Origin of the sequence: Bradyrhizobium diazoefficiens USDA 110 (assembly GCF_000011365.1) — a bacterium.
Classification (GTDB): domain Bacteria; phylum Pseudomonadota; class Alphaproteobacteria; order Rhizobiales; family Xanthobacteraceae; genus Bradyrhizobium; species Bradyrhizobium diazoefficiens.
The window spans coordinates 7,819,520-7,836,724 of the sequence record NC_004463.1; the positions used below are offsets into that span (position 1 = coordinate 7,819,520).

General features: G+C 65.1%; 19 protein-coding genes. 9 read left to right on the forward strand and 10 right to left on the reverse strand.

Annotation, left to right across the window (positions count from 1 at the left end):
• The first annotated feature begins 16 nt into the window (after positions 1 to 16).
• Positions 17 to 1,057 (forward strand): hypothetical protein, encoded by a 1,041-nt coding sequence (locus BJA_RS36005; protein WP_236842130.1) that lies wholly within the window; start codon positions 17 to 19, stop codon positions 1,055 to 1,057.
• Here the strand turns inward: BJA_RS36005 and BJA_RS36010 are convergent.
• From BJA_RS36010 to BJA_RS36030, 5 genes are read right to left on the reverse strand one after another with little or no spacing between them, the layout of a single operon-like run.
• Entirely contained in the window at positions 990 to 1,802 is an 813-nt protein-coding gene (locus BJA_RS36010) for an ABC transporter permease (protein WP_011089840.1), read from the reverse strand. The two genes, BJA_RS36005 and BJA_RS36010, sit on opposite strands and share 68 nt — an antisense overlap.
• Before the next feature lie 4 nt (positions 1,803 to 1,806).
• The gene (locus BJA_RS36015) at positions 1,807 to 2,721 is read right to left on the reverse strand and encodes an ABC transporter permease (RefSeq protein ID WP_011089841.1); all 915 of its coding nucleotides are present in this window, start codon (positions 2,719 to 2,721) and stop codon (positions 1,807 to 1,809) included.
• Positions 2,718 to 3,890, reverse strand: coding sequence for an ABC transporter ATP-binding protein (locus BJA_RS36020; protein ID WP_011089842.1), 1,173 nt, complete (start codon positions 3,888 to 3,890; stop codon positions 2,718 to 2,720). The genes BJA_RS36015 and BJA_RS36020 overlap by 4 nt, the downstream gene beginning before the upstream one ends.
• Positions 3,891 to 3,920: 30 nt before the next feature.
• Positions 3,921 to 5,420, reverse strand: a complete 1,500-nt coding sequence (locus BJA_RS36025; protein ID WP_011089843.1) for a glycerol-3-phosphate dehydrogenase — start codon at positions 5,418 to 5,420, stop codon at positions 3,921 to 3,923.
• A gap of 39 nt (positions 5,421 to 5,459) precedes the next feature.
• The gene (locus tag BJA_RS36030) at positions 5,460 to 8,147 is read right to left on the reverse strand and encodes a sensor domain-containing protein (protein ID WP_011089844.1); all 2,688 of its coding nucleotides are present in this window, start codon (positions 8,145 to 8,147) and stop codon (positions 5,460 to 5,462) included.
• Positions 8,148 to 8,349: 202 nt separating this feature from the next.
• Here BJA_RS36030 and BJA_RS36035 point away from each other — a divergent pair, with 202 nt between their 5' ends.
• Positions 8,350 to 9,453: an NAD(P)/FAD-dependent oxidoreductase gene (locus BJA_RS36035; RefSeq protein WP_011089845.1), complete on the forward strand. Its 1,104-nt coding sequence runs from the start codon at positions 8,350 to 8,352 to the stop codon at positions 9,451 to 9,453.
• A gap of 222 nt (positions 9,454 to 9,675) precedes the next feature.
• Here BJA_RS36035 and BJA_RS36040 read toward each other — a convergent pair whose 3' ends face one another.
• Complete coding sequence (locus BJA_RS36040; RefSeq protein ID WP_008131172.1) at positions 9,676 to 9,858, reverse strand: YdcH family protein; 183 nt, start codon at positions 9,856 to 9,858, stop codon at positions 9,676 to 9,678.
• Positions 9,859 to 10,186: 328 nt separating this feature from the next.
• Here BJA_RS36040 and BJA_RS36045 point away from each other — a divergent pair, with 328 nt between their 5' ends.
• The 3 genes from BJA_RS36045 (at position 10,187) to BJA_RS36055 (ending at position 11,021) form a co-directional block, all read left to right on the forward strand.
• Positions 10,187 to 10,393 (forward strand): YdcH family protein, encoded by a 207-nt coding sequence (locus BJA_RS36045; protein WP_011089847.1) that lies wholly within the window; start codon positions 10,187 to 10,189, stop codon positions 10,391 to 10,393.
• Positions 10,394 to 10,534: 141 nt separating this feature from the next.
• Positions 10,535 to 10,747: a hypothetical protein gene (locus BJA_RS36050; RefSeq protein WP_011089848.1), complete on the forward strand. Its 213-nt coding sequence runs from the start codon at positions 10,535 to 10,537 to the stop codon at positions 10,745 to 10,747.
• Between the two features lie 22 nt (positions 10,748 to 10,769).
• Positions 10,770 to 11,021, forward strand: coding sequence for a hypothetical protein (locus tag BJA_RS36055; RefSeq protein WP_011089849.1), 252 nt, complete (start codon positions 10,770 to 10,772; stop codon positions 11,019 to 11,021).
• 108 nt (positions 11,022 to 11,129) lie between these two features.
• On the opposite strand, the gene BJA_RS36060 is transcribed toward BJA_RS36055, so the two are convergent.
• Positions 11,130 to 11,837: a GGDEF domain-containing protein gene (locus BJA_RS36060; protein ID WP_162494150.1), complete on the reverse strand. Its 708-nt coding sequence runs from the start codon at positions 11,835 to 11,837 to the stop codon at positions 11,130 to 11,132.
• Between the two features lie 142 nt (positions 11,838 to 11,979).
• Between BJA_RS36060 and purE the strand changes: the two genes are divergently transcribed.
• Positions 11,980 to 12,468, forward strand: a complete 489-nt coding sequence (gene purE, locus BJA_RS36065) for a 5-(carboxyamino)imidazole ribonucleotide mutase (protein WP_011089851.1) — start codon at positions 11,980 to 11,982, stop codon at positions 12,466 to 12,468.
• Positions 12,465 to 13,571: a 5-(carboxyamino)imidazole ribonucleotide synthase gene (locus BJA_RS36070; protein WP_011089852.1), complete on the forward strand. Its 1,107-nt coding sequence runs from the start codon at positions 12,465 to 12,467 to the stop codon at positions 13,569 to 13,571. Before purE ends, BJA_RS36070 begins: the two co-directional genes overlap by 4 nt.
• A 96-nt stretch (positions 13,572 to 13,667) precedes the next feature.
• Here BJA_RS36070 and aqpZ read toward each other — a convergent pair whose 3' ends face one another.
• Positions 13,668 to 14,390 (reverse strand): aquaporin Z, encoded by a 723-nt coding sequence (gene aqpZ / locus BJA_RS36075; RefSeq protein ID WP_011089853.1) that lies wholly within the window; start codon positions 14,388 to 14,390, stop codon positions 13,668 to 13,670.
• A gap of 261 nt (positions 14,391 to 14,651) precedes the next feature.
• Here aqpZ and rpsU point away from each other — a divergent pair, with 261 nt between their 5' ends.
• Entirely contained in the window at positions 14,652 to 14,948 is a 297-nt protein-coding gene (rpsU, locus tag BJA_RS36080) for a 30S ribosomal protein S21 (RefSeq protein WP_011089854.1), read from the forward strand.
• 237 nt (positions 14,949 to 15,185) lie between these two features.
• Positions 15,186 to 15,836: a tetratricopeptide repeat protein gene (locus BJA_RS36085; protein WP_011089855.1), complete on the forward strand. Its 651-nt coding sequence runs from the start codon at positions 15,186 to 15,188 to the stop codon at positions 15,834 to 15,836.
• 21 nt (positions 15,837 to 15,857) lie between these two features.
• Here BJA_RS36085 and BJA_RS36090 read toward each other — a convergent pair whose 3' ends face one another.
• Positions 15,858 to 16,757: a hypothetical protein gene (locus BJA_RS36090; protein ID WP_011089856.1), complete on the reverse strand. Its 900-nt coding sequence runs from the start codon at positions 16,755 to 16,757 to the stop codon at positions 15,858 to 15,860.
• A 94-nt stretch (positions 16,758 to 16,851) separates the two neighbouring features.
• Positions 16,852 to 17,136, reverse strand: a complete 285-nt coding sequence (locus BJA_RS36095; RefSeq protein WP_011089857.1) for a cupin domain-containing protein — start codon at positions 17,134 to 17,136, stop codon at positions 16,852 to 16,854.
• Between the last annotated feature and the right edge of the window lie 69 nt (positions 17,137 to 17,205).

Consider the following 17,205-nt stretch of genomic DNA (forward strand, 5'->3'; position numbering starts at 1 on the left):
CGTGGACAATTGAAGATTGTCCACGCCTGCTCTAACCTCGAAGCCCTGTCACGGGCTCGTCATCATGCGCGGCAACGACGCGATCCATCTCGGCCTGATGCTGCTCGCGCTCGCGGCAGCCTATCTGGTGCCGTTCGAGCTGTTGCTGCTGGCCTATGTCGTGCTCGGCCCGGCGCATTATTTCACCGAGATATCCTGGCTGCATGACCGCAGCTACTATCTGCCTCACCGCGGGATTGCCGTAGCCCTGGCAATCGTCGCCGTGGTCGCGGCGCTGATCGACAACGCCTCGTGGTTCGGCTTCGCGATGTGGGGCGCGCTGATCGTCTGCGCCATGCTGGCGGCGACCACATCCGCGGTCGAGAGCATGCTGCTGTTCATGGCGGCGATCGCCCTGTCCGCGATCATGTATTCGAGCGGATCGTCGCTCGCCGTGATCGGCATCCTGATCCCGACGCTCGTTCACGTCTCGCTGTTCACGCTGATCTTCATGGTGCTCGGCGCCTATCGGTCCGGCAGCCGCGTGCAGGCCACGCTGGTGGTCGTCTACCTCGCCGCAATTGCCACGATCCTGCTGCTGCCGCAGACCGCCGAAATCCGGATCGCGAGCTTTGCCCGGGTCGGCCAGGATTATTTCGGCAATGTCGGCCCGGCTCTCGGCCGGCTGTTCGGTGTGCCCGGCCTCGTCCTCGACACCAGGCTGACCAGCCTCCTCGCCTTCGTCTACACCTATCACTACCTCAACTGGTTCATCAAAGCCGACGTGATCCGCTGGACCGAGGTGCCGAAGGCCCGGCTGGCGGCGATGGCCGCCGCCAGCGCTGCATCCACCGCGCTTTATTTCTACGACTATGCGTTCGGCTTCACCTTCCTGCTGGCGCTGAGCCTGATCCACATCCTGCTCGAGTTTCCGCTCGACAGCCTCGCGCTGCGCCAGCTCGGCGCCGCAATACAAGGCTCGGCGCGTGGATGGCACGCTGCACGAACGGCTACAGCGGCGCCGCGCTCTCGCCCTGCGAGCTCGACAGCTTCGAAGCGAGCGAAGCAATCACGATGACCACCGCGATCAGGCCGATCACCAGCGTGCAGATCGCGTTGATCTCGGGCTTCACGCCAAGGCGCACCTCGGAATAGATCCGGATCGGCAAGGTTGCCGAGCCCGGACCGGTGGTGAAGCTCGCGATCACGAGATCATCGAGCGACAGCGTGAAGGCCAGCATCCAGCCGGCGACGATCGCGGGCGCGATCAACGGCAGCGTGACGGCCGCGAACGCGCACACCGGATTGCAGCCGAGGTCCATCGCCGCCTCTTCCAGCGAGCGGTCCAGCGAGCCGAGGCGGGACTGCACGACCACGGCGACGAAGCACATCGTCAGCGTGGTATGGGCGATCGTCACCGTCCAGAAGCCGCGCTCGGCGTTCAGCGCGACGAACAAGAGCAGCAGCGACAATCCGGTGATCACCTCCGGCATCACCAGCGGCGCATAGAGCATGCCGGAGAACAGTGTCCGGCCGCGGAACCTCTCGCCGCGCGACAGCGCCACTGCGGCGAGCGTGCCGAGCAGCGTGGCGATGCTCGCCGAGGAGACCGCGACCCGCAGGCTCATCCAGGCCGCCTCGATCATCGCGCGGTCATTGAAGAACTCGTGATACCAGCGCAGCGACCAGCCGCCCCACACCGTCACCAGCCGCGAGGCGTTGAAGGAATAGATGACGAGAATGAGGATCGGCAGATAGAGGAACGCCAGCCCCAGCGCGAGCGAGGCGATATTGAAGCGGGACAGGCGAGAGACCTTGCGCATCGGCTCACCGCCCCTGTTCCAGTTGTCGCTTCTGCAGCCGTTCGTACAGCAACAGCGGCACCAGCAGCACCACCAGCAGCACGATGGCCGCTGCGGAAGCGACCGGCCAGTCCTTGTTGGTGAAGAATTCGAGCCACAGGGTCTGGCCGATCATCAGCGAATTGGAGCCGGCCAGGAGGTCCGGAATCACGAACTCGCCGACGATGGGGATGAAGCACAAGAGCACGCCGGCGCCGACGCCGGGCAGCGACAGCGGGAAGGTGACGAGCCAGAACACCTGCCAGGGCGGCGCGCCGAGATCGGAGGCCGCCTCCTCCAGCGCCGGCTCCATCTTGGCGAGCGTGGCATAGAGCGGCAGGATCATGAATGGAAGATAAGAGTAGACGATGCCGATATACATCGCGGTATCGGTGGAGAGCCACACCACCGGCTGGCTGACCAGATGCAGCGCGAGCAGGATCTGGTTGAGCAGGCCGTCGTGCTGGAGGATGTTGATCCAGGCATAGATGCGGATCAGGAACGAGGTCCAGAACGGCACGATCACCAGCACCATCGCCACCGCCTGCCAGCGCTTCGGCAACCGCGCCATGCCATAGGCGATGGGATAGCCGATCAGGAGCAGCAGCGCCGTCGCCGTGACCGCGACGGTCAGGCTGCGCACATAGGCGTACACATAGATGTCGTCGGAACCGAGCAGCCTGAAATTGTCGAGCGACAGCGCGGCAAAGGCCGCCTTTAGCGATTCCCATCCCGCCGCCAGGTCGAACACCGGCTCGTAGGGCGGCTGCGCGATCGCGGTCTGCGACAGGCTGATCTTCAGCACGAAGGCGAACGGCACCAGGAAGAGCAGCACCATCCAGACATAGGGGGCGATCGCGGCGAAGCGCGCCGGTCGCGCGAAGATCCGGCGTCCGCTCATGACGGCAGCACCACGCAGTCGTCGGGCGTGAACCAGGCGACCACGTGCTGGTTCAGGCTGTAGGCGTCGACGTCGAGGCGCGCGCTGTTGGCGACGGACGCCTGCACCATCCCGCCGGTGTCGAGCTTCACCTTGTAGGTGGTGGTGCCGCCGAGATAGCAGATGTCGGCGATCACGCCGTCCAGCCGGTTGATCGCCGTTTCATAACCTGCCTCGCTCACCGGGCCGCGGCGCGACAGCTTGACCTTCTCGGGACGGATCGCGACCGACAATTTTCCCGCGCCGACCGGCTCGCGCGGCTCGGCCACCACCAGCGTCCCCGCATCACGCGTGCCGATGACCAGACGATGGCCGTCGCGCAATCTGGACTCGGCGTCGAACAGATTGATGTCGCCGACGAACTCCGCGATCCAGCGCGAACGCGGCGCCTCGTAGAGCTCGCGGGGGCTCGCGACCTGGGCGAGCTTGCCGGCCTTCATCACCCCGATCTGGCTCGCCATCGTCATCGCCTCTTCCTGATCGTGGGTGACGATGATGAAGGTCATGCCGAGCCGGCGCTGGAGCTCCATCAACTCGCCTTGCGTGCTCTCGCGCAGCTTCTTGTCCAGCGCGGCGAGCGGCTCGTCGAGCAGCAACAATTGCGGCCGGCGTGCCAAAGCGCGGGCCAGCGCCACGCGCTGGCGCTGGCCGCCGGAGAGCTGGTCGGGCTTGCGCTTCTCGAGGCCCTCGAGCTTCACCAATGCGAGCATCTCCGCAACGCGCGTGGCGATGTCGGCGCGCGCCAAGCCGGCGCGCTTCAGGCCGAAGGCGATGTTGTCGCGCACCGAGAGGTGCGGAAACAACGCGTAGTTCTGGAACATCATGTTGATCGGACGCTCATGCGGCAGCGCCTGCGCGATGTCCTTGCCGCCAAGCAGGATACGCCCCTCATCCGGCGCCTCGAAGCCGGCGAGCATGCGCAACAGCGTGGTCTTGCCGCAGCCGCTAGGCCCGAGCAGCGCGAAAAACTCGCCGGCCTTGATGTCGAGCGAGACACCGTCCACGGCCCGGAACGTCCCGAAAGTCTTGGTGACGCCCTCGATGCGCAGCAACGGCTGACCCGCTACGGGAAATGCAGCTCCAGCGGCCGTATCCGCCGCGACGTCCGTTCCGGGCAACTCTTCCGCCATGGTCCCTGCCAACCCCGATTCCGCCGCACGCTAGCGGCCGATCGGCCTTTGCTCAACCGGTTCGGGGCGATCGTTCACATCCGCCATGAACGCGGCAAGCCCATCACGATCGGCCTTGGGCATGGTCAGACCGAGCTTGGAGCGACGCCACAAGACGTCCTCTGGAAAACGCGCCCATTCGTGGCTCATCAGATAACGCACCTCGGCGCCGGTCAGCTCAGGGCCAAAGGTTGGGCCAAGCTCATCGCGCGTCCTGGCCTCGCCAAGCACGGCCGGCAGTCGCGAGCCGTAGGCCGCGACCAGGCGTTGGGCCTCCGGCTCCGAGAGAAAGCGCCAGCGATCGCGTGCGAGGTCGACTTCGGTGTCGAAACGGTCCCAGGCGAAATCGCCGCCGGGGAGTACCGCCCCGTCGGTCCAGGGCGGCGACATCGGATAGAACGGCGTCAGCCGCGTCACCGCCCGCTCCGCACGCAGGCGCGAAGTAGTGACATCGCCGCCAAACATCGTGATCAGCGGCGCCTTGCGCCGGCGCGCATGGAACAGCGCCGTGCCGTCGCGTCCTCGCGCGGACGCCAGCGTCAGGTTGACGCCCGAGACCGTCCGGACCACGTCGGTCGGGGCGACGCGCTCGCGGAAATAGCGGCTGGCCGCTTCGCAGAGATAGCTGACGTCGGCGCCCGGCATCGCGACGATCGCAGGATCGCCGGTGAAAGCGTGCGTGACCGTGCCGATCAGCGTGAAATCGCGCTCGAGGGGCCGGGCGAAGATCAGCCGTCCATCATTGTTCTGGAAGACGTAGACGTTCTCGGAATCGAACAGCCGCGGCACGATGATCTGGCTCATCTGCATCGCGGCCATGGCGGGCTGCGGCTCCCGCAGCACGGTATCCGCCACCATCGACGTCCAGCCACCGGTGGCGTTGGCCAGCGCCCGCGCCGTGATCGTGCGGCGGTGGCCGCGATCGACCACCGCGAGGCGCCATGTGTCGGTTCTGTCAGCGCGCACGCAGCGTGCCCCGGTATGGATCGCGGCGCCGCGTTCGGCGGCATCCAGCGCCGTGAGCACCACCAGGCGGGAATCGTCAACGACACAGTCCGAATATTCGAACGCCGTGCCGAACGGACGCTTCAGCGCGTTGCCGACCGGATGATGCGTAATGTCGAGGGTCGCTGATGGCGGCAGGCCACCCCGGTTCGTGAGGCCGTCATAAACATACAGGCCGGCCCGCAGCAGCCATGGCGGACGCTCCTCGGAATGGGCGGGAATCACGAAGCGCATCGGCCGGACCAGATGCGGCGCGATCCGGAGCCAGATCCGGCGCTCGGCGAGCGCCCGGCGCACCCGCCAGAACCCGCGGCGCTCCAGCACCGACAGATCGCCATGAATCAGCCGCGGCGTCGCCGACGAGGCGGCGCCGCCGAGATCGCCCTGTTCGAACAGAATGACCCGCAGGCCGCGGCCGGCCGCATCGCGCGCGAGGCTGACACCGTTCAGGCCGCCGCCGATGATCGCAAGGTCGTAATCCGCCATGAAGCCGTCGAGAGCGAGCGAAACGAAGCGCTCCCATCACTAGCCGGTCTTGAGCGCAAGCTCCATGGCTTCGGCGCGGCCGACGAGGCCGGCATACTTCCCGATCGGCAGTGGCTTGCCGAGCAGGTAGCCCTGCACGCCGTCGCAGCCCTCCTTGGCGAGGAAGGCGAGCTGGTCGAGCGTCTCGACGCCCTCGGCGATGATGGACATTTCGAGGCCGTGGCCGAGATCGATGACGGCGCGCACGATCGCCGCCGATTGCGGGTTGCGGCCGAGATTGATGATGAAGGCGCGGTCGATCTTGATCTTGTCGAACGGAAACGCCTGGAGATAGCTCAGCGAGGAATAGCCGCTGCCGAAATCGTCCATGGAGATGCGCACGCCGAGCGCCTTCAGCCGGCGCAGCAGCGCCAGGCCCCGGTCGAAATCCTCGATCAGCACGCCCTCGGTGATCTCGAGCTCGAGCCGGCCGGGCGCCAGGCCGGTTTCGATCAGGATCGAATGGACCAGCCCGACCACGTCGCCGTGCATGAACTGCGCCGGCGACAGATTGACCGCGACCTGGAGCGGCTTCGGCCAGGACGCCGCCTCGCGGCAGGCCTCGCGCAGGATCCACTCGCCCATCTCGACGATCAGGCCGCTCTCCTCGGCGATCGGGATGAATTCGGCCGGCGAGACCTGGCCACGCACCGGATGCTGCCAGCGCGCCAGCGCCTCGAAGCCGATGATCTCGCTCTCGGCGACGCTATGGCCGGCGGCCCCCTGCGGCTGGAAGGCGAGCGAGAGCTCGCCGTTCTTGATCGCCATCGACAGGTCCTGATGCAGCACGCGGCGATCGCGGATCTGCTGGTCCATCTCCGGCTGGTAGAGGCTGATCGTGCCGCGCGATTTCTGCTTGGCGCGGAACAGCGCCGCACCGGCATTGGCGAGCAACGAGGCGCCGTCGGCGCCATTGTGCGGGAAAATCGACATGCCGGTGGTGGCGCCGGCACGGACTGGCCGGCCGTCGATCTGGAATTCCCGCGCGACGGCTTCGCCGAGCTGCTGCGCCAGCGCAAGACCCGCCTCCGGCTGCTTGCCGTCGATGATCAGGCCGAACTCGTCGCCGGACAGGCGCGCCACCACGCCGCCGCGCGCGGAATCCTGGAGCCGCTGGGCCACCTCGATCAGGAGCTTGTCGCCGAGCGCATGGCCGAAGACGTCGTTGACCTCCTTGAGGCCGTCGAGATCAACGCAGAGGACGGCGAACTCCTCGCCGGTGCCTTCGCAGGCCTCGATCATCTGAGTCAGCGCCTGCAGGAAGGCGGCACGGTTCGGCAGATCGGTGAGGCCGTCGTGATAGGCCATGTGCGCCATGCGCGACTCGGTCTGCCGGCGGTCGGTGACGTCTTCGTGGGTCTTGATCAGGTATTGCGGCTCGCCGGCATCGCTGAGCACGGTGGCGCGCCGGGTCAGGAACAGCCGCAGGCCGTCCTTGGTGGAGATCGGGTGCTCCTCGGTGATCATCCCGCGCTTCTTGATCGCAGCCTCGTCGCGCGCGATGATCAGCTTGGCTTCCTTGGGATTGAAGATGTCGGACGCGGTCAGGCCCGTGGCTTCCTCGCGCCTGCGGTTGAGGATCGTCTCGGCGCTGCGGTTGGCGAGCAGGTAGCGGCCGTCCTTGACCTGCTCGACGATCAGCGCCACCGGGATGTTGTCGACGACGAGCTCGAGGAATTTCTTGGTGCTCTCCAGCTCCTGCGACAGTGAGCGGCGGTCGGTGATGTCCTCGAACACGAGCATCAGGAATTCGGGCTTGTTGTTCTCGTTGCGGACCACGATCCGGATCGAGGCAACCATGCGCCGTTCACCGCCGCGGTCGACCTCGAACTCATTACGGAACTGGCCGTCCGGCGAATTGAGCGCCGCCCGGTCGGTCGCCTCGATGCTGGCCGCTGAGACGGGGGCAAACAGCTCGCGCGCGTTCTTGCCGACGACCTGGTCCCGCGTAAACCCCCAGAACCGCTCATAGGCGGTGTTGGCGAAGATGTAGCAGCCGTCCTCGATGTTCTTCGCGGCAACGCAGGCCGGCACGTTGTCGAGCACCGTTTCCAGGAACTGCTTGGTCGAGGCGAGCTGCCGCGACAGCCTGCGCTCCTCGCTGACGTCGAGATGCGTCGCCACCGAGCCGCCGTTCGGCAGCACGAAGTATTTTACCAGGATGGCCCGGCCGTCAGGCAGTTCGGTGATCAGACCGTTGCCGCTTGCCGCCTTCTCGTAGAATTCCTTATCGGAGACGCCACCAAGGACCCCGCGCTTGCGCCGCAGCTCGAGGATGTCGTGGCCGTTCATGTCGGCCCACAGATCCGACCGTGACAGGCCATAGATCTCGAGATAGCGGTCATTGCAGAAGATGACGCGCCGCTGCGCATCGGTCATCACCACGCCCTGGTTGAGATTGTTCATGGCGGAGGAGACGAAGGCGTTGCGCCGCAGCTGCAACCGCCTGGTCCGGCGCAGCGCGGAGTGGATCCACAACGCGATTGCCACCAGGAACGCACAGACGACGATGCCCCCGATCAGGGCTTCCCAGATCAGGTTGGGATCGAGGTTGTCGAGCGAGCTCGGCGGGGCGAAGCTGTCCGACAGCGCAAAGGCACGCGCAGGCGCGACCGTGCCGGCCAGGCACACGACGGCCTGCACAGCAATCAGAATCGTGCTGTCCGCGTGCCAGTTCTTCTCAGCCATCAGCCACCCGCGATTTCAACGTCGGATTGTCTGGCCTCACGGGTTTGGATCGGGTAAACGCCTGTACGCGCAACAGAAAAATGTCACGTTAAATACGGCAATTGCCCTGACATGATAAATGCTTCCTTAACGGAAAATGACCCCGCGCCCTCGTTCCCGGGCTTGATGCCTCCGGCGCTTCCAGCGGACCTCCTGCACAACCATGGATAGGGTCGACTGCATCGTCATCGGAGCCGGCGTGGTCGGGCTCGCGGTGGCTCGAAAGCTGGCCCAGGCCGGGCGCGAGGTCATCGTGCTCGAGGAAGCCGAGGCCATCGGCACCATCACCTCCTCGCGCAACAGCGAGGTGATCCATGCCGGCATCTACTACCGCGCCGGAAGCTGGATGGCGCGCATGTGCGTCAACGGCAAGCACGCGCTCTACCGCTACTGCGGCGAGCGCGGCATCCCGCACAAGAATTGCGGCAAGCTGATCGTCGCGACCAATGCGAAGGAAACCGAGAAGCTGCAATCGATCAAGGCGCACGCCGAGGCCAATGGCGTGCTCGACATGCAGTTGCTCACGGGCGAGGCCGCACGCGCGCTGGAGCCGGCGCTCGCCTGCGACGCCGCGCTGCTCTCGCCCTCGACCGGCATCATCGACAGCCACGCCTACATGCTCTCGCTGCGCGGCGAGGCCGAGGAAGCCGGCGCGGCCTTCGCGTTTCACACCCCGCTGATCCGTGCCAAGGCGGCCGCCGGCATGATCGAGGTCGAGGCCGGCGGCGAGGCACCGATGGCGCTGCAATGCAGCCTCCTCGTCAACGCTGCGGGCCTCGCGGCGACAACGGTGGCGCGCAATATCGACGGCATGCCGCTGGACCGGATTCCGCCGGCCTATCTGGCCAAGGGAAATTACTTCAGCTGCAACGCCAAGGCGCCGTTCTCGCACTTGATCTATCCGGTGCCCGAGCCCGGCGGCCTCGGCGTGCATCTGACGCTGGACATGGCGGGGCAGGCGCGTTTCGGCCCTGACGTCGAGTGGATCGAGACGATCAACTACGAGGTCGATCCGTCACGCGCCGAGCGCTTCTATCCGGCGATCCGGAGATACTGGCCGACGCTGCCTGACGGCGCGTTGATGCCGAGCTATTCGGGCATCCGCCCGAAGATCGTGCCGCCGGCGGTCGCCACGCAGGATTTCCTGATGCAGGGTCCGCGCGATCACGGCGTGGCAGGCCTGATCAACCTGTTCGGCATCGAATCGCCGGGACTGACGTCCTCGCTCGCGATCGCCGATCACGTCGCCGAGCTCGCAAATATCTGAAGCGTCTTCAAGCGAAGCGGATACCACTTCGCGCAAAGAAGAAAACGCGTCCAAACAAGAAGCCGGAGCTATTTCCGTTCCGATTCCGTCGGAACGGAAATAGCTCTGGACGCCGCGCAAATGTCCTTGCGCGGCTTCGCATCTTCCAACAGGGATGAGCGCAACAGCACTCACCCCTGCCTGAAGGGGTACGATCAAACTCTACGCTGAATACGGGGTTTACTAGTGAAGCGTGTCGCCAGTGTGCTTCAGACGCTCGATCTGGTCCTTGACCATCAACTTCCGGCGCTTCAACTCAACAATTTGCAGGTCGTCTGTTGAAAGGTGCACGAGAGCTTCGTGCAATTCGTTTTCGAGAGTTTTATGCTTCCGTTCCAATTCAACCAGATGTGCCTGAATTGTCATTCGAAACCTCCTCGGTAGGGGTGACCTTGGATTCGATCCGGACGACGAAGTGTACATCACCGATTCGTTCTGTCGATGGATATCCGTCGTCGCCTTGTCATTTTTGAAAATTCATATGTAACGAAGCGTGAGTAAGGAACCGCGCTGGGAAAAATCCATGATATCAATGCGCTTGCGCAGCGCCGCAGCGAACCGTCGAAATATCTTGCGAGAGATGGGTGAGCGACGGCCCGAGATCGCTTGCGGTCACGGCGCGCAAGGACGATAATTTCCACAGGGCATCCACAGCCTTAATCTCACGACTATCGGTTTTTCGGCCACCGCAGACATGACCCATGAAGACGAGAGTGAACTCGAAGCCGAGCTCGCCCGGTTGCAGCAGGAACACCGAGATCTCGACGCGGCGATCGATGCACTGCATCAATCGCCTGCCCCCGACCTATTGCGGTTACAGCGGCTGAAGAAGCGCAAGCTGTTGTTGCGCGACCGCATCGCCTTCATCGAAGACCAGATCACGCCCGACATCATCGCCTGATCCCCAGCGGGCTTTTCGCGGCGGGGCGAGCCGGGTGAATCCTCTTGACTCCAAAAGAACAAAATAGGAACATTCAGGCACCAAACGCCCCCAGGAAACGCCCCAGAGAAACGCCCAAGGAACCTAGCAAGGACAACGCAGATGTCGGCAACCGCCCTTTTGGACAACAGCCATTATGAACAGGCCTGCGATCAGGCGATCGCGATGTGCGACGGCAATCTGCGCAGCACCATCAAGGCGCTGATCATGGCCAACGAATATCTGGAGGCGGAGTTCGAGGAATTGCAGGCGGCGATTTCAGCCGGCTGCATTCCGGAGACCTCTCGCAGCAAGGCGCGGAGCAGCGCCGCCTGATGTTGATGATCGGAGCAACGCCATGTCGGACGTCACCTACTACGTTGCAATGCCCTTCCTGATCGATGACGACGGATCGCCGGTCGCGGGCGCCGCGGAGGAATGTCAGTCCTCGACGGCCGCGCTGCGGCGCGCGGAGATTCTGGCGCGCGGTGCCGGCCACATCGGCGCGGTCGCATTTTGCCGCAGCGGCGATCCCATGACCGGCGAATTCGGCGACGCGACGCTGCTGCGCAAGTTCGGCAACGTGCCGGAAGATCTGGCCACGTTGTAGGGCATTTATTGTTTGAGCATGATCTCCGCGCAAACGCGTTTCGCATTTGTCGCGAGGAAAATCGCTGCACACTTTGCGCTAGCGCGGCCCTTCGGGTCCGGATCATGCTCAGTTGCTGACCAGCCTGATCCGCGGCTCGTGCCGCCGGCGCGCCTTGCGCACATACATTGCGGCATCCGCCTCCTCCAAGGCGCGGCCTGCGTCGGAATGCGCCCCCAGCAACGCGACGCCGGCGGAGGCGCCCGCGGTCACATTCTGGCTGCGGAAGACGAAGGATAATTCGTCGATCGTCTGCTCGAAGGCCGCGGCCTTCGCCTTGGCATCGGTCTCGTTGAGATTCCACAGCAGCAGCGCGAACTCGTCGCCGCCGAGCCGGCCGACCACGTCGGAGGCGCGGACCTGCCGCGTCAGCGCGCCGACGATCGCCTTGAGCACCTCGTCGCCGGCGGCGTGGCCGAAGGAATCGTTGATCGGCTTCAGCCGATCGACATCGAGCACGATCAGCGCGCCGGTGGCGCGATAGCGCTTCATGTAGGCGATGGCGCGTGTGAGCTCGCGCTCGAAGCCGCGCCGGTTCGGAATCTCGAGCAGGAAATCGGTGTCGGCGGCAGCTTCCAGTTCCGCGACCCGCCGCTCCGCCGCCTTGAGCTTGCTCCGCAGCCCGCGGATGATCTTTGCACTATCCTTGGTGCCATCAAGCGACGCTCCGCGCCGCGGCGGCTTGGCCGGACGCTTGGTGGCAGGTTTGGACCGGCTGGCGCTGATTTTCCGGCCCTTTTTGGCCTTCGCAGCACTCGCCCTTTTTGGTTTCTTCATGGGCATCCTGCTCAATGAAGGCTTGCGGGGATTCACCAAGACAGGATAGTGCATTCCCTTCTCCTTGCCACCGCCTTGCGAGCCGCCGGCCGGAACCGTTAATCTGGCCTATGTTTCTGTTTTCCCGAGCACAATTAACGTCATGACCGCGCCGATCGCCATCATCATGGGAAGCCAGTCGGACTGGGACACGATGCGGCATGCCGCCGACACGCTCGAGGCGCTCGGCGTTGCCGCCGAGACCCGCATCGTTTCGGCACACCGCACCCCCGACCGGCTGGTCGCTTTCGCCAAGGGCGCCAAGGCGGCGGGTTACAAGATCATCATCGCCGGCGCGGGCGGCGCTGCACATTTGCCGGGCATGGCGGCGGCACTGACGGAGCTCCCGGTCTTCGGTGTTCCCGTCGAATCGAAGACGCTCAAGGGCGTCGATTCGCTCTATTCGATCGTGCAGATGCCCGCGGGCATCCCGGTCGGCACCCTTGCCATCGGCAAGGCCGGCGCGATCAATGCGGCGCTGCTTGCTGCCGCCGTGCTGGCGCTGTCCGACCCAGCCTTGTCCGACCGCCTCGCCGCCTGGCGCAAGGCACAGACCGAGGCGGTCGCTGAGCGCCCGGAGGACAAGGCGTGACTGACGCAAAGCAGGTGAAGCTGAAGCCCGGCGACACCATCGGAATCCTCGGCGGCGGACAATTGGGGCGGATGCTGGCCATGGCCGCGGCACGGCTCGGACTGCGCTGCCAGGTGTTCTCGCCCGATCCGGACTCGCCGGCCTTCGACGTCGTGCTGAACGCGACCTGCGCCGAATATGCCGACGTCGAGGCGCTCGAGCTGTTCGCCAACGACGTCGACGTCATCACCTACGAATTCGAGAACGTCCCGGCGGCCGCCGCGATGGTGCTGGACGCGCGCCGCCCGGTGTTGCCCAACCGCAAGATCCTGGAGACCACCCAGGACCGGCTCGCCGAGAAGGATTTCGTGACGCGGCTCGGCATCGGCACCGCAGCCTATGCCGACGTCACCTCCGTCCCCTCGTTGCGCGAGGCGATTTTAAGGATCGGTCTTCCGGCCGTGCTGAAGACCCGCCGCTTCGGCTATGACGGCAAGGGCCAGGCCATCATCCGCGCGGGCGACGACATCGCCAAGGTCTGGACCAGCCTCGCCACCAAATCGGCGATCCTGGAGGCCTTCGTGCCGTACGAGCGCGAGATCTCCGTGATCGCCGCGCGCTCGGTCGCGGGCCAGGTGGAATGTTTCGACGTCACCGAGAACGAGCACCGCGACCACATCCTGAAGATATCGCGCGCGCCCGCGCCGATCCCGGACGCGCTCGCCGAAGAGGCGCGCAGCATCGCAAGCAAGATCGCAAGCGCACTCGACTATGTCGGCGTGCTGGCGGTGGAGATGTTCGTGCTCGCCAATGGCACCGGACCAAAGGTGTTGGTCAACGAGATCGCCCCGCGCGTGCACAATTCCGGACACTGGACACTCGACGGCGCCTCCGTCTCGCAATTCGAGCAGCACATCCGCGCCATTGCCGGCTGGCCGCTCGGCAAGCCGGTGCGCCACGGCGAGATCGTCACCATGACCAATCTGATCGGCGACGAGATCAACGATTACGAGAAGTGGCTGAGCGTTCCGGGCGCGACCATCCACATCTATGGCAAGGGCGCACCGCGCCCCGGCCGCAAGATGGGCCATGTCACCGAGGTCCGGCCGCCCCGGGACAAGTGACGGGACCGCGGCAACTGCCGCGATCCCTTGCCGATTGGATTTTGTTTTGACGCGTTGTCTTGACGCGAACCGGTATCCACTTCGCTCGAAAACGCTCTAGGCCGCCTTCGCGCCTGCGACGACGCCGGTGGGCTCCTCGCTGAGCCAGCGATAGATCACCCCGCCAAGCGCGCCGCCGATCAGTGGCGCGACCCAGAACAGCCAGAGCTGCGCCATCGCCCAGCCGCCGACGAACAGCGCGGGGCCCGTGCTGCGCGCCGGGTTCACCGACGTGTTGGTGACGGGAATGCTGACGAGATGGATCATCACCAGCGCAAGCCCGATCGCGAGCGGCGCGAAGCCCGCGGGCGCGCGGCCATGGGTGGCACCCATGATGATGAACAGGAACATCATGGTCATCACCACCTCGGTGAGGAAGCAGGCCATCATGCTGTACTGGCCGGGCGAATGCGCGTCGTACCCGTTCGACGCGAAGCCCTTGGTGACGTCGAAGCCTGGGGCGCCGCTGGCGATGATGTAGAGCAGTTCGGCGGCAACGATCGCACCGCAGACCTGCGCAATCACGTAAGGCAGGATCTGTCCGGCCGGAAAGCGCCCGCCGGCGGCAAGGCCGACCGTGACGGCCGGATTGAGATGACAGCCCGAGATGTGACCGATCGCGTAGGCCATGGTGACGACGCTTAAGCCGAAAGCCAGGGACACGCCGACCAGGCCGATTCCGACCTGCGGGAAACCGGCCGCGATCACCGCGCTGCCACAACCTGCGAATGTGAGCCAAAAGGTGCCGATGGCCTCGGCAGCATATTTCTTCATATCCATGTGTCGTCCCCTCATTTCAAAGTTTCCGGAACAAAGCTCCGGTCGCCGCCCCGCCAAAGGCACCAAATCTCCCAAATCGGGGCCGCACAGAGGTATTTTCGCCCCATTTAATGGCTGAACTTGGCCCGAAAACCCGCTTGGCAGGTGGACATCCAGGGTTTTGTCTGATACATCCGCGCGCTCAAGGCTAAGGGCTTGTGCGTTTTGCCATCCCCTTTGACTTACCAGAATTCAAATCCGATCCACTGAAGAGGATGCCGCGTGCAGGTTCTCGTTCGCGATAACAATGTCGATCAAGCCCTCAAGGCGCTGAAGAAGAAGATGCAGCGCGAGGGTATTTTCCGCGAGATGAAGCTCCGCGGTCACTACGAAAAGCCCTCTGAGAAGAAGGCCCGCGAAAAGGCCGAAGCCGTGCGCCGCGCGCGCAAGCTGGCCCGCAAGAAGCTCCAGCGTGAAGGCCTGCTGCCGATGAAGCCGAAGCCGGTGTTCGGCGCTGGCGCCGGTGGTGAGCGCGGCGGCCGTGGCGGCCCGGGTGCTGGTCCGCGCGGACCGCGCTGATTTGCCGAATTTGTAAGACCTCAGTTTTCGATAACGCGGGCCGCTGGCCCGCGTTATTGTTTGTGAGCGGTGCCTTTCTGGGACGGGGCACTACCGATGCGGCGCTAAAGCGCGACGAGGTTGGTCGTCGCGCTTTAGATTGTTGTTTGAGCATGATCTTTTCGGAAAACCGCGGCACATTTTGCGCTGACGCGGCCCTTCGGGTCCGGATCATGCTCTAGCGCGAGCGAACCGTAGATGGCCTCCCCTTTCCCCGAGCGTGGCTTGGCGCGACTGCGCCAGATCTGGCAGCAACCGTTCGCACTGGCCTTGATGGGGATCGCACTGTGCGGCTGCTCCTTCGATCTGGGATCGCTGATGCCGGAGAAGGAAAAGCCGCAGGAGGCCCCCAAGGCGGCGGCCGCCACCGAGAGCGCGGTCAGCCCCGGCAACGTCACTGAGGCCCAGGCCCACACCGCAAAGGCCCAGGCCCTGGCCAAGTCAGGCGAGACGGCTGCAGCGCTCGACGAATTCAATCGCGCGGTCGGACTCGATCCCTACAACGCGCAGGCGCTCTATGGCCGCGCGCTGATCTACCAGGGCAACAACCAGCACGATTTCGCCGTCGCCGATTTCACCGCCGCGAGCGGGCTCAACCCGCAAAAGGCCGAGCCCCTGCTCGGCCGCGCCATCAGCCATCTCGCCCTCGGCAAGATCAAGGAGGCGACGGCCGATCTCGACGAGGCTTCCGAGGCCGATCCGCACAATGCCCAGGTCTGGACCGCGCGCGGGCAGGCCTATGAGCGGCTGGGTGACAAGGCCAAGGCGGCAGCGTCCTACACCAAGGCGGTCGCACTTCGTCCACGCGACGATGCCGCCCGCAGCGGCCTCGCCCGCGTCGGCGGCTGACAGCGCGGCGCAAGGGCCGTCTTAGTCGGGGGTGGCGCTCTTCGGCAGAACGGCGTGGAACATCGACTTGACGCCGGACAGCATCTCGTCGGCGACATTGGTCTTCTTCGGCCGCGGCACGGACACACCGGCATCGGCACGCAGATCGAGCGGAGGCGCGATCACCGGCACGGGAATGTCAGCCGGCGGCGTGATCCGATTCGGGTCGTCATTGCCGACCGAGGCCGTGTAGGACGGCGACGAACCGCCATTGCCATACGGCTCGGGCGAGGGCGTGGACACCGTGATCGGCGGCGGCAGCGGACGGACCGCGGACGGCTCCGTCGTGACGACACGCGGGGCCTCGGGGACGCGGGTGGCCTCGCGCACCGCGGGCTCGGGGGTCCGCTCGACCGGCTTGGTCTCGGCGGCTTTGGCTTCGGCAGCCTTGCCCTCAGGCGACTTGCGAAGACGCTCGATGGCGGCACGCGCCAGATCGTTGGCGTCGGGGGCCGCAGCCGGGGACGCCGCCGCCGGCGCAGAATTGGCCTCCACCACCGGGGCGGTAGCTGCCGGGATCGACTTCGCGGCCGCTTTCTCGCGCGCCGGGGGGCGGCCATGCGAGGTGGTGTCGGCGGGAGCGACGTCCGCAGCCTTGGTCTCAGGCTTGTCGGCGGGCTTCTCGGCCGCAGCCTTGTCCGTCGCAGTCTTCTCGGAAACGCTCTTTTCGGAGACACCCTTGGCCTTGACGCCGGGCGCCGGCAGGTTGGCGACGTCGGCGGGCTTCCCGTTCTTGCCAGCCTCGGCGGGTGCCACCACGGCCGTAGGGGTATCGGCCGCCGGCTTGGCGTTGATGTAGTGATTAACGATGTACGCCCCGATGATCGTCGCGAGCACCGAGGGGAAAATATCCATCGAGATTTTAGCGAGGTATTTCAGCATTTCTCGGCCACTCCCCGCGCGATCTGATGCGGGAACTTTGGGGCATTGTAAGGGATCAACTGCGACGGATCGATGGCAAACGGTAACGCGGGACTTACAGCTTCAGCTCGATCTCAAGGAACACGATCTCAGTTGAGGTTTCGTTAAGTACGTCGTGCTGGACGCCGGCTTTGCGGAAGTAGGATTTTCCGGCCGCGAGCTGCGCCTTGGAACGCTCGCCGCCGGGGGCCACGATGGTCATTTCGCCGGCGACGACAGGAACAATCACATAGTCCATCCCGTGGGTGTGGTGCCCGGTCGCGCTGCCCGGGGCGAGCCGCCATTCGGTCACCCGGACCTCTTCGTTGTCGATCTGAACCTCGGACTTGGCGGCAAGCATAGGGAACTCCTTCAGGCATGATCCGGAAAAGTGTGGGGCGGCTTTCCGGAAAGACCGTGCTCAAACAAT